This is a genomic window from Clostridium beijerinckii, assembly GCF_008705175.1.
In the GTDB taxonomy this organism is placed as follows: Bacteria; Bacillota; Clostridia; order Clostridiales; family Clostridiaceae; genus Clostridium; species Clostridium beijerinckii.
Genome location: NZ_CP043998.1, coordinates 3,290,489 through 3,307,500, shown reverse-complemented (window position 1 = coordinate 3,307,500; position 17,012 = coordinate 3,290,489). Strand labels below are relative to the sequence as shown.

The following is a 17,012-nucleotide window of genomic DNA, read 5'->3' as shown; positions in this document are numbered from 1 at the left end:
TGGGATGAGCTGTGGATAGCGGAGAAATTCCAATCGAACTCGGATATAGCTGGTTCTCCTCGAAATAGCTTTAGGGCTAGCGTCGGAAAATGTGAGTAGTGGAGGTAGAGCACTGAATAGGCTAGGGGGCATAGCGCTTACCGAACCTTATCAAACTCCGAATGCCACATACTATCAGTCCGGCAGTCAGACTATGAAAGATAAGTTCCATGGTCAAAAGGGAAACAGCCCAGATCGTCAGCTAAGGTCCCAAAGTGTAAGTTAAGTGGAAAAGGATGTGGGATTTCTAAGACAACTAGGATGTTGGCTTAGAAGCAGCCACTCATTAAAAGAGTGCGTAATAGCTCACTAGTCAAGAGATCCTGCGCCGAAAATGTCCGGGGCTCAAACTTACCACCGAAGCTACGGGTTCACGTTTAACGTGAGCGGTAGAGGAGCGTCGTAATCGGGCTGAAGTCGTACCGTAAGGAGCGATGGACTGATTACGAGTGAGAATGTTGGCATTAGTAGCGAGATGTAGGCGAGAATCCTACAGGCCGAATATCTAAGGTTTCCTGAGTAAAGTTTGTCTTCTCAGGGTTAGTCGGGACCTAAGGCGAGGCCGAAAGGCGTAGTCGATGGACAATTGGTTGATATTCCAATACCACTATAATCGTTATTATCGATGGTGTGACGGAGAAGGATAGGATGTGCTAGCTATTGGATGCTAGTCTAAGCGTTTAGGGAGTTGGGATTGGCAAATCCGTTCCAACAATTCTGAGGCGTGATGGGGAAGGTTCTACGGAACCGAAGTATCTGATTCCATGCTTCCAAGAAAAGCATCTAGAAAGAGAAGTAGTGCCCGTACCGCAAACCGACACAGGTAGATGAGGAGAGAATCCTAAGGCCGACGGAAGAATTGCAGTTAAGGAACTAGGCAAATTGACCCCGTAACTTCGGGAGAAGGGGTGCCTGAGAAATCAGGCCGCAGAGAATAGGCACAAGCAACTGTTTAACAAAAACACAGGTCTCTGCTAAAGCGAAAGCTGATGTATAGGGGCTGACGCCTGCCCGGTGCTGGAAGGTTAAGGGGAACACTTAGTGGTAACGCGAAGGTGTGAACTTAAGCCCCAGTAAACGGCGGCCGTAACTATAACGGTCCTAAGGTAGCGAAATTCCTTGTCAGGTAAGTTCTGACCCGCACGAATGGCGTAATGACTTGTGCACTGTCTCAACTGCAAATCCGGCGAAGTTGTAGTGCGAGTGAAGATGCTCGCTACCCGCGATTGGACGGAAAGACCCCGTAGAGCTTTACTGTAGCTTAGCATTGAATTTCGGTATTGTCTGTACAGGATAGGTGGGAGACTGGGAAACTAGGGCGTCAGCCTTGGTGGAGTCGTTGTTGGGATACCACCCTGATAGTATTGAAGTTCTAACTGGATGCCATGAAACTGGTGACAGGACATTGTTAGGTGGGCAGTTTGACTGGGGCGGTCGCCTCCTAAAATGTAACGGAGGCGCCCAAAGGTTCCCTCAGAACGGTCGGAAATCGTTCGAAGAGTGTAAAGGCAGAAGGGAGCCTGACTGCGACACCTACAAGTGGAGCAGGGACGAAAGTCGGGCTTAGTGATCCGGTGGTACCTCGTGGGAGGGCCATCGCTCAACGGATAAAAGCTACCTCGGGGATAACAGGCTGATCTCCCCCAAGAGTTCACATCGACGGGGAGGTTTGGCACCTCGATGTCGGCTCGTCGCATCCTGGGGCTGAAGTAGGTCCCAAGGGTTGGGCTGTTCGCCCATTAAAGCGGCACGCGAGCTGGGTTCAGAACGTCGTGAGACAGTTCGGTCCCTATCCGTCGCGGGCGTAGGAAATTTGAGAGGAGCTGTCCTTAGTACGAGAGGACCGGGATGGACTGACCTATGGTGTACCAGTTGTTTCGCCAGAAGCATAGCTGGGTAGCTAAGTCGGGAAGGGATAAACGCTGAAAGCATCTAAGTGTGAAGCCCACCTCAAGATGAGATTTCCCATAGCATAAGCTAGTAAGACCCCTTGAAGACTACAAGGTTGATAGGTCAGAGGTGTAAGTGCGGCAACGTATTTAGCTGACTGATACTAATAGGTCGAGGGCTTGACCAATATAGTCAAGTTGTAAATACATTAAAGAAACTGTGTGCAATTTTGAAAGAACAAAGTTTTTTCAAAGGAATAATTACAGTAGTAGATTCATGTAAATGTAGTATAAGCGTAAGCTAAGAGTCTTTTTTCAAAGGAAACTCGACTCACATTCGTTCGCTGAGTGCTAATTTACACGAAATCGAAGATTTCTGTAAATTATGCATCTCGTGATGATGGCATAGAGGTAACACTCCTTCCCATTCCGAACAGGAAAGTTAAGGTCTATAGCGCCGATGGTACTGCATGGGAGACTGTGTGGCAGAGTAGGACGTTGCGAGGTAAGATGGCTCGATAGCTCAGTCGGTAGAGCAGAGGACTGAAAATCCTCGTGTCACTGGTTCGATTCCAGTTCGAGCCACCATAATACGGCTCAGTAGCTCAGTTGGTTAGAGTGCCGGCCTGTCACGCCGGAGGTCGAGGGTTCGAGCCCCTTCTGAGTCGCCAATTTAAATAAAACTTAATATGGCTCCTTGGTCAAGCGGTTAAGACACCACCCTTTCACGGTGGTAACAGGGGTTCGATTCCCCTAGGAGTCACCAAGTTGAAAAATAAGTTCTAGTTTATCTAGAACTTATTTTTTTTCATATAACAAAATATTTGAAGATTAAAGCATTTGTTAGCCAACAAAGTGATTAACATGAATAATCGGATAAATTATTAAAATTTCTAGACTTTTGACCTTGCATAAATGATATATTCAATGCTAAAATCCAAGTTGATATATATTATAAAAGTTGATTTTAGCAAAATTTTAAAAAATTACGTTAAACAATATTATATATTGCAAAAATAATTCTTCATCATAATTCTAAAAATATTGCAAGAATTTTAGCTGTAATTGTGAATTGCAACATATATATTAATTATACTTTATTATGTAATCCGAATTCTATATTTAGATACAATGTTAAAACAACTGATAGTGGTAGTGTATATAAATATAGGTGACAGTATATGTAATATAAACGAAAGAGTTAGAAGGCAGGTCTATGACTAATAAGGAAAAGATTAGAATAAAGTTGAAAGAACTTTCTCTTAAAATAGATGGAAGCATGGAATACGGAATAAATGCTCTTACTATAGCAGATAAACTTGGGCTTCAAAGAAATTTAGTAAGTCATGTATTAAATGAGCTGACTAAAGAGGAAGAAGCAATAAAAGTAAATAAGAGACCTGTCTACTTTATAAGCAAGGAAGTGTATGAAGAAGACAGTGATAGATTTATGCTGATTTCTGATTATATTAAAGAAGTTAGCTATTCAAATACTAATAATGATATAGATAATTTTAAGGAACTTATAGGGGCAAGCAGCAGCTTAAAGGATGTCGTTCAGCAGTGTAAATCAGCAGTTTCATATCCACCAAATGGGTTACCGTTTTTACTTATTGGAAGTTCAGGAGTTGGAAAAAGTTTTTTAGCACAAAAGGTATATGATTATGCGAGAAATTGCAGCTATATAAAAGAAGAAGCTCCTTTTGAAATATTTAATTGTGCGGAATATGCAAATAACCCAGAGTTATTTTCAGCTATACTTTTTGGATCGGCCAAAGGTGCTTATACAGGTGCTGATAGTGATAGAATAGGTCTTATAGAAAAAGCAAATGGAGGTTATCTATTTCTAGATGAAATTCATAGATTACCACCAGAAGGTCAAGAAAAATTATTCTTATTTTTAGATAAGGGGATATTTAGAAGGCTTGGTGAAACGGAGAAAAAAAGACACGCAAATGTAAGGTTGATTTTTGCGACTACAGAGAATCCTGAGAATAAATTTCTTCAGACATTTTTAAGGCGTATACCTCTAATTGTAAAGATACCAAGCTTTAAAGAGAGACCCTTAAAGGAAAAGCTAGATCTTATAGATAATTTTTATAAGAGAGAAGCCTTAAATATAAATAGGGATATTATTGTTAATAGTCAGGTTATAAATATACTGATTAATAGCAATGCTCATGGCAATATTGGTAAACTTATAAATGCTATAAAGCTCAGCTGCGCCAATGCCTTAAATAATACTCAGGAGAAAAGAACAAAAGTATTAAAAGTAAAAATAAATAATCTTCCAAAGGATATAATAGAGCAGGACGAGGATATTAGTTTAAATAACTTAAATATAAATGACCTGTTTATAAGCTGTTCGGAAAAAAATGGTCGAGATTATTTAAATACTCATATAAATAAGGCATCAGGAATTACAGAAGAATTAAATGAAGCTATCAAGGAATTAGAAAAAGGCAAAATAACAGAGGAAGAGTTTTTTATTAATGGAACTAAAATATTTAATGATTTAATTGATCATATAGTTTTTAATGAGAAATATAGAAACTCAAAAAATGTTATTTATAGGTCAATAGAAAAAACAGTTGAAAGTACTTTGCATTTTATGAATTTAAATTATGGAATCGATTATTTAACAAATAGTTCAGAAATTATGGCTAATCTTATAACATATTTTGTTGAATTTCAAAACGAAGATTATATTAAAGAAGAGATTTCATTAATCAAACAATTGAGTAAAAAGTTCCATAAGGAGTATAAGCTGGTTTTAAAGCTAATTGAAGATATTCATAATAACTTAGATTTAGAAATAAATAAATCAGTAGAAATTTATTTACTAATATATATAAGATCATTGGATAAATCCATTCAAAATAATGTTAATGCAATAATAATAGCTCATGGCCATTCAACTGCAAGCAGTATTGCAGGCGTGGCTAACAGGCTGTTTGGTAAATATATTTTTGAGCCATTTGATATGCCTATAGAAAGCTCACCTTTAGATGTAAGTAATAAGATCTTAGAATATGTAAAAACAATAGATACTTCAAAGGGACTTTTAATACTTGTAGATATGGGTTCGCTTGAGACTATTTATATATTATTAGAAAAAGAAATATACGGAGATATAGCTATAGTAGATAATGTTTCTACTAAATTAGTTTTAGATATAGGAAGCAGGATTCTTAGCTTACAGCCCTTAAAACAAATTGCAGAAGAAGCATCTAAGAAAAATGTAAGTAAAGTAAATTATATAGAATCTAGTAAAAAGAAATCAGATGTAATAATAACAACTTGTATAACTGGTATTGGAACAGCAAGTAAAATAAAAGATTTGTTAAATAATTGTTTTAACGAAGATGAAGTAAAGGTTGTCGCTTATGATTATGAGAGTTTAAAAGAAAATGGAAAAGAAGATTTTGTATTTAAACAATATAATGTAAAACTCATAATTGGTACAAATGATCCAAAGATAGAGAATATTCCTTTTATATCACTAGAAAACCTTATAATGAAAAAAGCTGATTCAGTACTATCTAATACCTTAAAGGGAATTGTAGATGATAACATTATTGAAAAGATAAATAAAGAAGCTGTCAAGTTATTTACATTAGAAAATGTTTTAAATTATCTTACAATATTAAACCCAGATAAAATAGTAGATCAAGTAGAAGATGCTCTTACTAATTTAGAAAGAAGCCTAGGCTTTAAATTAGAAAATGATTTAAAGATAAGTTTATATATACACATAAGCTGCATGATAGAGAGATTAGTAATAAAAGATCCTATTATGAATTACAGAGATTGTGAGGATTTCGAACAGTGTCATGTACACTTTATAAAAATGACGAGAAAAGCTTTTAGTGTAATAGAAAATTTCTATAGAGTAGAGATTCCTATATCAGAAATAGGTTTTATATATGACAGTATTAAAAATAAAGTTAAAAACTTTGATCTTTAATAAAGTTTTTAGAAACATTAGAAAATAAGCAAACTTAAGGCTTTATTCTGTATTAATATATAAAATGAATAAAAGGATAGATGCATTCTTATAGAAAAGCCCCATGTTAAGTAGTAATATGTACACTACTTGGCATGGGGCTTGCTTTATATATAAGCATAAAGATTAAGGAGGAATTAAATATGCCAAATATATTAATGACAAGAATTGATAACAGATTAGTTCATGGACAAGTAGGTGTTACTTGGACGACATCCCTAGGAGCTAATTTACTAGTAGTTGTAGATGATACTGCAGCATCAGATCCAGTACAACAACAATTAATGTCAATGACAGCAGAATCTTCAGGGGTTGGAATCAGATTTTTCACTATTCAAAAAACTATAGATGTTATACACAAAGCATCTCCAAGCCAAAAGATTTTTATAGTATGTAAAACACCAGAGGTAGTAAGAAAATTAGTTGATGGTGGAGTACCTATAAAAGAATTAAATGTTGGAAATATGCACTTTTCAGATGGAAAGAGAGCTATTACTAAAAAGGTTTATGTAGATGATAAAGATATAGAAGATCTAAAATATATTGAATCAAAGGGTGTAAAAGTATTCGCACAAGATACACCTGGAGATATTAAAACAAATATTGAATAAAGGGAGGAATTATAATGCATAGTATAACGTTATTACAAGGTATTCTTCTTGCAATTATGGCAATGATAGTTGGATTTGATTTCTGGTTAGAAGGATTATATATATTTAGACCAATAATAGTATGTACATTAACAGGAGCCATTTTAGGAGATATAACAACAGGACTTATCGCAGGAGGACTTACTGAATTAGCTTTCGCAGGACTTACTCCAGTAGGAGGAACACAGCCGCCTAACCCAATACTAGCAGGTATTATGACAACAGTTATTGCGTATACAACTGGAGCAGACGTTAAAGCAACAATTGGATTAGCACTACCATTTAGTTTCTTAATGCAATATGTAATTCTTTTTTACTATTCAGCATTTTCAGTATTCATGAATAAAGCTGATAAGTATGCAGAAGAAGGCGATACTGCAGCATTTACAAGATTGAATATAACAACAACTCTTATAGTTGGAATAACTTATGGTGTGATTGTATTCCTTTGTACATATGTTGCTCAAGAACCAATGAGAACTTTAGTTGAAAGTATGCCAGAATGGTTAAAACACGGATTTGAAATAGCAGGTGGAATTTTACCAGCAGTTGGATTTGGATTATTACTTAGAGTAATGCTTAAGATAGAATATGTTCCATTCCTTATTATAGGATTTTTAGTAGCTTCATTTGTACAATTTACAAATTTATTACCAGTAGCATTAATAGGAGCAGCTTTTGCTTTATATGGATATGTAAATGACAAAAATAAAGCTCAAGTTGTAAATGTAGTAAATTCAAATCAAGGGAGAGAAGATTATGAAGACGGAATCTAATAACAAATTAACCAAGAAAGATCTTAGAAAACTTGCCTTTAGATCAGTTTTGCTACAAGCAAGTTTCAACTATGAAAGAATGCAGGCAGCAGGATGGACTTGTGCTTTACTACCTTTCTTAAAGAAGATTCATAACAATGATAAAGAGAAAGTATCACAATCTATGAAGGATAACTTAGAATTTATAAATACTAATCCAACTTTGGTAGGATTTCTTATGGGATTAGTTTTATCGCTAGAAGAAAATAGTGAAGATAGAAGTCTTATAAAAGGTTTGAAGGTTGCTTTATTTGGACCGCTAGCAGGTATTGGAGATGCACTTCTTTGGTTTACTCTATTACCAATAGTCGCAGGAATTAGCGCATCATTTGCAAGTCAAGGCAGTATCGTGGGACCTATACTATTCTTTGGTGTTTATGTATGCGTATTCTTATCTCGTATAATATGGACAAGTGCAGGGTATAAGCTAGGAGTAAAAGCTATTGATATTTTAAAGGAAAATTCAAAATCTATTTCTAAAGCAGCAACAACTCTTGGAGTTACTGTAATTGGTGGGTTAATAGCATCTTATGTGCATATCACTTTACTTCCAAGCATTTCAATAAGTGCAGATCATGCTATATCATTACAAACTGATTTTGTTGATAAAATATTACCTAATATACTACCTATGGGATATACATTACTTATGTTTTATTTCTTAAAGAAGAAAAATGTTAATCCAACTATCCTAATTTTAGTTACCTTTGCATTAGCAATATTGCTATCATTATTGGGGGTATTATAATGAAGACTAATATAATCATAACTGGACATGGAAATTATGGCACAGGAGTTGAAAGTTCTATAAGGCTTTTAGCTGGGCACAATGAAGGCGTTGAATTTATTGATTTCTTAGAAGAAGATACAGATGTAACTTTGAAGGACAAGGTAATTAATGCCTTAGCTAATAATAAAGCAGATCAAAATTTATTTGTCTGTGACATTTTAGGAGGGACACCTTTTAAAGTATGCGTTGAACTTTCTTATGAAAAAGAAAATATGGAAGTTGTAGCTGGATGTAATATAGGTGCAATACTAGAAGGAATTTTACTGAAAGATTCTATGGAAATTGCTGAATTAGCAGATAGTGTTGTAAATAGTACTAAGGATACAGCAGTAAGATTTACAAAAATTAATTCAGGAAATTCAGCAGATAATAATGACTCATCTATGGATGATGGGATATAAAATGATAAAGAAGAATTAAGAACTTTAGAATGATGACTGTTACAAAATCAAGTGAAATAGATTATGTAACAGTCCTATTTTATAGACGTGACTTTTATTATTAAGCTTTTTTGAAAGATATATTTTAACAAATGATAAGATTAAAAAGTTGTGAAGGATTAGATCTATAAATGCAGAAAAATAGATTGAGATTAAGGAGTGATTATTAATGAGAATTTTAGGAATACAGGAAGATGAATTAAAGAGAATTGATGGATATAATACAGCTTTAGAAATGGAAAGACAATTAGAATTATGGGAAGAGGGAATAGAAACAATAAAAAGGAATACAGATAAAATAAGAGCTTTTCTAAATAAGATAGAAGAAGTAGAAGGACTTAAGATATACCTAGTTGGAGCAGGAAGCTCTGCAAAAGCGGCTGCAATAACAGAAAATTATTTAAGAAGAATTACTAAAAAGGAAGTTATATCAATAGCTTCAACAACTCTCATAGAAAATGAAGATAGTTATATTTTGGATAATTCACCAGTGCTTTTAGTGTCATTAGGAGGATCAGGAAATACAATTGAGGGGTTAGAAGCAGTTGAAATTTTCAAGAAAAAAGGAATTGAATTATATCAACTACTTATAATTTGTAATGGAAAAGGGGAAATTATAAGTAAATATGGAGAAGATAAAAATAGTTTATATATTCCTATTCCTCCAAGGACGAAGGATAAAAGTATTGCTGCAACGGGAGAATTCACACTTCTTATAGAGTATCTTCTTTTAATTTTTGACATTAATAATTATGATTATTATGAAGAGATGTTTAAAAATATTATTGAAGATGCTGGCAGATTTTTAAAAGAAGATATTTATAAATCTCATGCTGTAAGTAATAAAATATATGATACAGTAGCAGCACTTGGAACTGGAGCTTTGAATCCATTAGCATCAGAAATGTGTTTAAAGATAAGTGAATTATCAACGGGGCTTCAACGTACAGAATTCCACTCAATGTTAGAATTTAGACATGGCCCAAAGCTTGCAATGAATTCAAAGTGTTTAATATCATTTTTCTTTAGCAATGATTCTCAGAGTATAAAATACGAATTAGATGTTTTAAAGGAATGTTATAGTAATAAAATAAATAGTACCATAGTTGCTATTTCTATGGATTATGATGAAGAAATAGATAAAAATTGTGATTATTATTTCTACTTCAACAAAAATAATTTTAAATATAGTGATGATAGTCATATAGTATTTCAGTATTCACTATATCTTCAAAGCTTTGCAATACTAAATGCTATTAGAAGAGGTTCTAAGACAGATTTAATTTGTGAGTCAGGAATAGTTAACAAAGTAGCACAAGGTGTGGTAATATATAAAAGATAATTAATAAACATATCTTGAGGTGTATTAAAATGGTTGGTATAATAGCAATTTCACATGGAAGCTATGCGAAAGCACTAATAAATTCAGTTGAGATGATATATGGTAAGCAGGAAAAAATAAGAACTATCTGTCTTGAAGTCGATAAAAGTATAGAAAGTCTTAAAGATAAGATAGATAGGACTATTGAAGAGCTAAATGTGGATGAAGTTTTAATGCTTGTAGACATCTTAGGCGGGACACCATATAATGCGGCATGCTTATTTATGGACAGAAAAAATGTAAATATAATTACAGGTATGAATATGCCAATGATTTTAGAAATAATACCATATATGGTTCAGGATTTAGAGAAAATATCTTCTTTAGCTGAACATTTTGGTCAAAACGGTGTAATTAATATAAGGCAGCGTTACAATGATATACAAAAGTAAAATGAAAGGAGCGGTATAGTGCTAAAAATAGTTAGATTAGATGATAGGCTGGTACATGGTCAATTAATAAATAATTGGTGCACTTATGAAGATGTAACGGAAATAATAGTTGTTAATAAAGAAGTTGCAGAAAATGATATAAGAAAAACTTTTATAGAATTATCCGTTCCTGAAGATATAAAAATAATATTTTGTGACACTTTAAAGGCTTTAGAACTTTATGAAGAGGAATGTGAGTATGAAGATGTAATAATGGTCTTTGGAAATCCTTTTGAAGTTCTTGAGTTTATAGAAGGTGGAGGTAAGATAAAAAGTCTAAACTTAGGCGGAATGTCATTTAAGAAAGATAAAGAAAAAATAAATACCAATCTTTATTTAGATGATAAGGAGATAGAGGCATTGAAGAAAATTGCAGATTCTGAGGTGGAAATAGAGATAAGGATTCTACCAACAGATAAGAAGACAGAGTTTTTTAATACTCTAAAAGCAAGGAGAAGGTAATAATGTCATTAACACAAGCCTTACTTATATTTTTATTTGCTTCAATATGTGGTATTGGATCTGCTTCAGAGGAATTTCAAACTCATAGGCCCTTGGTTACGGCTACGCTTATTGGAATCGCTTTAGGAGATATAAAGACAGGAGTTATAATTGGAGCCCAGGTAGAATTAATTGCTCTTGGGTGGATGACTATTGGGGTTGCAACTCCACCAGATTCAACTTTATCTTCCATAGTGGCAGTCATACTTTGTGTGCTTGGAAAACAAAGTATAGGAGTAGCAATAGGGATTGCAATTCCATTAGCTGTTGTAGGACAAATGCTTTTTATACTGCAAAAAGGAACTATAGATGTTGGTATAATGCATTGGGCAGAAAAGGGTGTAGATAAGGGTGAGCTTTGGAAGGTGACAGCAGCACATTTTATAACAGCCATTCCAAGTGCTTTAAGGATGGCTATTCCAGCAATGTTAGTTGCATTATTTGCTGATGCAAATATATTGAATAGTATTTTAAATTATGTTCCAGAGGCAATAACTAAAGGACTTCAGGTGTCTAGTGGCTTTTTAGTTGTAGTTGGATATGCAATGATTCTTAGAATTTTAAATGTAAAAGAAATGATTGCATTTTTCTTAATGGGATTTTTAGTAATGACATTTTCTCAGATGACCTTAGTTGGATTAACTTTTATGGGAATTAGCTTAGCACTAATATATTTACAAATTTCAAATATGATTGAAAAAGCAAGTAATAAGACTAGAACAAAGAGAGAGCAATTTATTGAAAATGAAGAAAACATCATAAAAGTTAAAGTTACTAAAAAGGATTTAATGAGAGTTTTTTGGAGAAGTCAATTTTATCAAATATCTTGGAACTATGAACGGCTTCAAAATCTTTGTTATTGTTATTGCATGATGCCTATTCTAAAAAAACTATATAGAACCAAGGAGGAGTTACAAAAAGCTGTAAAGGTTCACTTAGAGTACTTTAATTGCCAGCCATTTATTTCAAATGTAATACTTGGAGCTAATATTGCAGTTGAAGAAAGTATGCAGGAAAAAGTAGATCAATCAGGAATAGTTCAGATTAAAATAGCACTAGCCGGGCCGCTTGCAGGTATAGGAGATCCAATTATATGGGGAATTATAAGACCTGTAATAGCAGCGGTATGTGCCGGAATATCACTTAGTGGAAATGTCGCAGGGCCAATCTTATTTTTTATAATGATTAATATTGTGAGATTAATAATACGATATAATGGACTTATGATAGCTTATAGAGAAGGAACGAGTATAATTAATAAACTTAAAGGTGCGGTGCCAAAGTATAGAAGTGCCTTAGTAGTACTTACTTATACTGTAATAGGAGGATTAGTTGCAAAGTGGACTATAATAAAAGTACCATTCGTCCTTTATACTTTAACGCAAGGAAGTTCATTAACATCCTATACAATTCAGGAGCAGTTAGATAACATAATGCCTAATATACTACCATTGATGCTGACTTTTCTGATTTATTGGTTACTCCAGAAAAAAGTATCTCCTCTTATATGTATGGTTGGTTTAATGATATTTGGAGTTATAGGATACTCAATAGGTATTTTAGGTATATAGGGTTTGATAAAAGTATGTTTATTCTTTGTTTCAAACTAAAAATTAAGAAATCCTCGATAGTAATTTCGAGGATTTCTTAATTTTAGATTTAATTCAACATTCAATTTCAAGATTTTTGTTGTATATGGTAAATTGATTTTTTCCATTTTCTTTAGAACTGTATAATGCTATATCTGATTTATGAATTAAAGATTCTAAAGTATCTCCATGTTTAGGGTAAAAGGCAACACCGATGCTCGCAGATACAGTTATTTCAGTATTATTGCCAATATATGTAGCATTAAGATTATTGCATAAAATACTAATTTTATCTTTTATAAATGAAATAGAATGACTTGGTTTAAATACACAAAATTCATCTCCGCCAAACCGTGAAATAATAACATCTGTACCGTTAAAGACGTCACAAATTTTATTTGCGGTATCCTTTAGCACTTCATCACCAACCATATGTCCTAAATTATCATTTATAGATTTAAAATTATCTAAATCTATAAAAATCAGCATACAGTTATCATTTTTGTTATCTATAATATAATTTTTAACTTTTTCATAGAATGTAGATTTATTATATATTTGTGTGAGCTGATCATATTCAGATCTTAGCTTTAGCAGAGAATGTTCTTTTACGATATGATCGATATCAGTAATTTTGCCTATCACTCTGACAATCTTATTCTCTCTTTGTATATAGTTTAGTTTTAGCTCACACCAAAGATAGTCCCCATTACTCTTCATTAGTCGGATTTCTTTTATAATTGACTGTTTGTTTAAAGCTTTCATGTCATCGGTGATTTTATTAATTAATATCTTATCATCAGGATGTATTTTCAATTCATTTAAAAAACCTTTATTATAATCTTGAATATTTAATGTCCATCCAAAGGTTTCTTCAAACTTAGAGGAACTTAAGATTTTTTTCTCAGTTATGTCAAAATCAAATATAATATCATTTAATTGTTCAACAACTATAAAATATCTTTCGCGTTCTAAATCTAAGTCTTTTAAATATTTTGACTGTTCCCTTGCTTTTATGACAAGGCAGTAAAAAGCATCTAATAATGATATACAAATAATACCTAAAATAATGAATATGAAAGTTTTGTAATTATTATAAATATAGCTAGTAAAATTTATGAAAGTGTATAAAGGGGCGTCTTCGCTTATACTGTTTTTTACTGCAGCAAAAGCCGTAGTATTGAAAGTAAAATTAATTATGGCTATAAAATTATATATAAAAAGTAGTTTGTTTTTTCTTATATTCAAATCATTCACCTCTTGATTATTAATTGAATATTGTTATCAATTAGTCTACTAATTCATTTTATATAATATTTTTATAAAAATCAATAAAAATCCAAATTATATTCAACTTGGATTTTTGTGTAAGCTAAATAATATAAACTACATTGTATCTTAATACGAGGAATTAGCTGTAAAGTTAGGAGATATTTAATTTGTTTGCTATAATAATTCTATATCTAATACAAGATTGAGTGAAAATAATATATATTTGCGTAAAAGAAAGGTAAAACTAATAATTGATTTAAAGGTTATTAAGAAAGATATTTTAAGTAATGCGTGGAAGTGAAGGAGGAGTTATTATGTCGAAAGAACATCTTGTTTGGTTAAAAAGTTATTTAGAGGAAAATTATAATAAATCTATACTTGAAAATTTTCTTGATCCTCAAATTGTTGAAGTCATAGAGGGAAAAGTTATATACGAAATGAAAATTATAGATAGGCATTGTAATATATATGGATACATACACGGAGGAACCTTGGCTTCAATTGCAGATGTTGTAATGGGAGTTTCTTGCACAACTCTAGGAAAGCGTATAGTAACTACGGATTTAAGTATTAGCTATATAAAAAACGTAAATGCAGGAAGCACAATTACGGCAGTGGGTAAGGTTGTCAGCGATGGTGAAAATATAATGAGATGTACATGCAAAATATTTGATGAGCATGAGAAGATCCTTGTGCAGGCTCAGGCTTCATATTTTGTTATTGGAAGTTTTGATGAGGTAAACCCACCAAAAGTTAAATGATTATCTTTAATAAGCTAAATAAGAATGCTAGTTACGAAATTTTTGTTAAGTAACTAGCAGTTTTGCTTTTGTTCTTTTTTAAATACCACCTTTTCTACAGCAGTATTTGTATCTGATAAATTAGGGGAAGCATTAATGAATTAAGCTTTCCATAACTTATATATAGCTAAAAAAATAAATTTGAAAGAAGTAAGAAAGTTAAACTGATTCCAATAAACCTTTTTTACAATTAAAAAAGGAAAAAAATTAAGAATATAAGAAGTTACAGTGTTACTTTCTTATATTTTTAACTTTTTATGAGAAGAATTTTAAGTTGTACGGTTGATTGATAGTAAAATAATGGAATATAATGTAAGTATTAAGTTAAAATAATGAGACACAATTAAATAAATAAGAAGACCATTTGTAAGCCTATGTTCCATCATGCTACATTTACAAATTCTCCCAATAGATGGGTACCATGAGGGTAATATATCGCCTCGCCTTGTCTAAGGAAAAGAATTCAAAGAAACTTTGGACTTGCTATTTATTTTCATGTGTCTAAAGAGTGGTGAATTATAAATAATGAAATTTTTTAACAATGCTACGAATACAATTAGATATTTTTTGAATTGGAAACGTTATAGTATAAAAGCAAAATTGTTAAGCATATTTATAATTATTTCAATTATACCAATGGTTCTTAGTCAAGTTTTTTTATATAAGCTGTCACAACATTATCTCGAAAAGAAGATTACAAATCTTACGGATAGGAATTTATTTTACATAAAAACTAACATAGAAACTGATATGAATTATTATAAGGATATTTTATACAGGATTGCAGCAGATAATGATTGCTTGGAATTAGAGAAAAAGTTTAACGACGGAAATGAGTTTGAAAAGGCAGCTTCTATTAATAAAATCAGAGATGCCTTTGGGTCTTATTCTTATTCAAGAAATCAAATTAGAGCTATAACCTTTGTTGGGAATAATGGAAGAAATGTATATTATGATAAAGGTAATCAGGGAATTAACAATAGAATATGGGAAGAATATAGTAATTCTGACAAAAGTAAAATTTATTCTGAAATCTTAAATAGTAATACTCCTATAATATTACCTACAACTTGTAATAGCTTTATTCATGGAAAATCTGAGTATATGTTTCACATAGGACTAAAAGTTAGAGATATCAGAACTAAAAGTGAAATCGGCATAATTATTATGAGTTTTGATGAACAAATTCTATTTGATGTTTGCAATGTTGAGATGAATAAGGAAGATTTTGAGGAAGACAAGCTTAATATGTGCTCTGTAATAGTTGATAATGATGGGAGAGTTATATCATTTCAAGATAAGAAGTATATTGGGACATATGTAAAAGATTATTCTAGCAGTGAGATTAATGATATGGATAATATGGAAACACTAAATCAATTAATATATTCAATACCGAGTTTTAAGAATAGAAATATATCTGTTAGCAGTATTCCTATAGATAGTGTTGGCTGGAAAGTAATTAATGTTGTTGATAAAGATAATTTATTTTATGAAGTTAAGTTATTAAGAAATTTAACTTTTGTATTTTTAGGATTGATACTTATAATCTTAACAATAGTTGTTATAATATTCTCAAATAAATTATATGAGTCAGTTAAAATTATTGTCAGTGGAATGAAGGAAGCTAAGAAAGGAAATTTCAATGTAAAAATAAAGCTAAGCACAGAAGATGAAATGTCATTTATAGGAGACGAATTTAATGAAATGTTGTCTACAATAAATATCTTGATAAGGGACATAAAAGATCAAAGTAATTTTATTGTTGAATTATCAAATAAAAGACGAGAAGCTGAGATAAAGGCAATTGTTGCTCAAATTAATCCTCACTTTTTGTATAATACTTTAGATTGTATAAACTGGATGGCAATTAAAAATGAGAATTATGAAGTTAGTGATACTATTGGAAATTTTGCGCAAATACTAAGATATAGCATAGGCGATATTAATAAGGAAGTTACTATTTATGATGAAGTTGAATGGTTGAAGAAATATGTATGTTTGCAGCAGCTTAGATTTAATAATAGCTTTGTATTGGATTTAGATGTAGATGAAAATGTCTTAGGGGCTAGAATTCATAAATTAATATTACAACCCTTAATTGAAAATTCAATTATCCATGGATTTAAAGGATATGATAGTGAAAGAATATTGAAAGTTAGCATAAATAGATTTGAAAATAATTATGTAAAAATCGTAGTAAAAGATAATGGGTTGGGTATAGAAGATAGAGATCTTCAAGAAATAATAAGTAATATGAAATCAGGAAAAGATGAAGATGAAAATATAGGTATAAAAAATGTATATGACAGGATAAAGATTTATTATGGTGAAGATGCTAAGTTTAGTATTGAAAGTGCTAAAGGACAAGGAACTACAATAACTTTGATTATTTCATTGATATTTTAA

General features: G+C 32.0%; 12 protein-coding genes, 3 tRNA genes and 2 rRNA genes (1 of these 17 cut by a window edge). 16 read left to right on the top strand and 1 reads right to left on the bottom strand.

Going from position 1 to position 17,012, the window contains the following annotated elements; all coding sequences use genetic code 11:
- The 14 genes from F3K33_RS14770 to F3K33_RS14705 all read left to right on the top strand — a co-directional run.
- Positions 1-2,116 (top strand): 23S ribosomal RNA (locus F3K33_RS14770); it begins 793 nt to the left of the window's first position.
- A 202-nt stretch (positions 2,117-2,318) separates the two neighbouring features.
- A 5S ribosomal RNA gene (gene rrf / locus F3K33_RS14765) occupies positions 2,319-2,435 on the top strand.
- A 5-nt stretch (positions 2,436-2,440) separates the two neighbouring features.
- Positions 2,441-2,516, top strand: a tRNA-Phe gene (locus tag F3K33_RS14760).
- A gap of 6 nt (positions 2,517-2,522) precedes the next feature.
- Positions 2,523-2,599 (top strand) — tRNA-Asp (locus tag F3K33_RS14755).
- A gap of 20 nt (positions 2,600-2,619) precedes the next feature.
- Positions 2,620-2,694, top strand: a tRNA-Glu gene (locus F3K33_RS14750).
- A 450-nt stretch (positions 2,695-3,144) separates the two neighbouring features.
- On the top strand, positions 3,145-5,895 hold the full coding sequence (locus F3K33_RS14745) for a sigma-54-dependent transcriptional regulator (protein WP_039768793.1): 2,751 nt from the start codon (positions 3,145-3,147) through the stop codon (positions 5,893-5,895).
- Positions 5,896-6,077: 182 nt separating this feature from the next.
- The gene (agaB, locus tag F3K33_RS14740; RefSeq protein ID WP_026015904.1) at positions 6,078-6,545 is read left to right on the top strand and encodes a PTS galactosamine transporter subunit IIB; all 468 of its coding nucleotides are present in this window, start codon (positions 6,078-6,080) and stop codon (positions 6,543-6,545) included.
- A 14-nt stretch (positions 6,546-6,559) separates the two neighbouring features.
- A complete protein-coding gene (gene agaC, locus F3K33_RS14735; RefSeq protein ID WP_017212917.1) occupies positions 6,560-7,360 on the top strand; it encodes a PTS galactosamine transporter subunit IIC in 801 nt (266 codons plus the stop codon).
- Complete coding sequence (gene agaD, locus F3K33_RS14730) at positions 7,344-8,147, top strand: PTS galactosamine transporter subunit IID (RefSeq protein WP_017212918.1); 804 nt, start codon at positions 7,344-7,346, stop codon at positions 8,145-8,147. Before agaC ends, agaD begins: the two co-directional genes overlap by 17 nt.
- A complete protein-coding gene (locus F3K33_RS14725; RefSeq protein WP_017212919.1) occupies positions 8,147-8,590 on the top strand; it encodes a PTS sugar transporter subunit IIA in 444 nt (147 codons plus the stop codon). The genes agaD and F3K33_RS14725 overlap by 1 nt, the downstream gene beginning before the upstream one ends.
- 208 nt (positions 8,591-8,798) lie before the next feature.
- Entirely contained in the window at positions 8,799-9,971 is a 1,173-nt protein-coding gene (locus F3K33_RS14720) for an SIS domain-containing protein (RefSeq protein ID WP_017212920.1), read from the top strand.
- A gap of 29 nt (positions 9,972-10,000) precedes the next feature.
- Entirely contained in the window at positions 10,001-10,402 is a 402-nt protein-coding gene (locus tag F3K33_RS14715; protein WP_012059101.1) for a PTS sugar transporter subunit IIA, read from the top strand.
- A gap of 18 nt (positions 10,403-10,420) precedes the next feature.
- Positions 10,421-10,903: a PTS sugar transporter subunit IIB gene (locus F3K33_RS14710; RefSeq protein WP_012059100.1), complete on the top strand. Its 483-nt coding sequence runs from the start codon at positions 10,421-10,423 to the stop codon at positions 10,901-10,903.
- Between the two features lie 2 nt (positions 10,904-10,905).
- On the top strand, positions 10,906-12,513 hold the full coding sequence (locus tag F3K33_RS14705) for a mannose/fructose/sorbose PTS transporter subunit IID (protein WP_051144768.1): 1,608 nt from the start codon (positions 10,906-10,908) through the stop codon (positions 12,511-12,513).
- 93 nt (positions 12,514-12,606) lie between these two features.
- Here the strand turns inward: F3K33_RS14705 and F3K33_RS14700 are convergent, their stop codons facing one another.
- Positions 12,607-13,788, bottom strand: coding sequence for a sensor domain-containing diguanylate cyclase (locus F3K33_RS14700; protein ID WP_242986257.1), 1,182 nt, complete (start codon positions 13,786-13,788; stop codon positions 12,607-12,609).
- 302 nt (positions 13,789-14,090) lie between these two features.
- Between F3K33_RS14700 and F3K33_RS14695 the strand changes: the two genes are divergently transcribed.
- Positions 14,091-14,564 (top strand): PaaI family thioesterase, encoded by a 474-nt coding sequence (locus F3K33_RS14695; protein WP_012059097.1) that lies wholly within the window; start codon positions 14,091-14,093, stop codon positions 14,562-14,564.
- Between the two features lie 564 nt (positions 14,565-15,128).
- Positions 15,129-17,012, top strand: coding sequence for a cache domain-containing sensor histidine kinase (locus F3K33_RS14690; protein WP_039768787.1), 1,884 nt, complete (start codon positions 15,129-15,131; stop codon positions 17,010-17,012).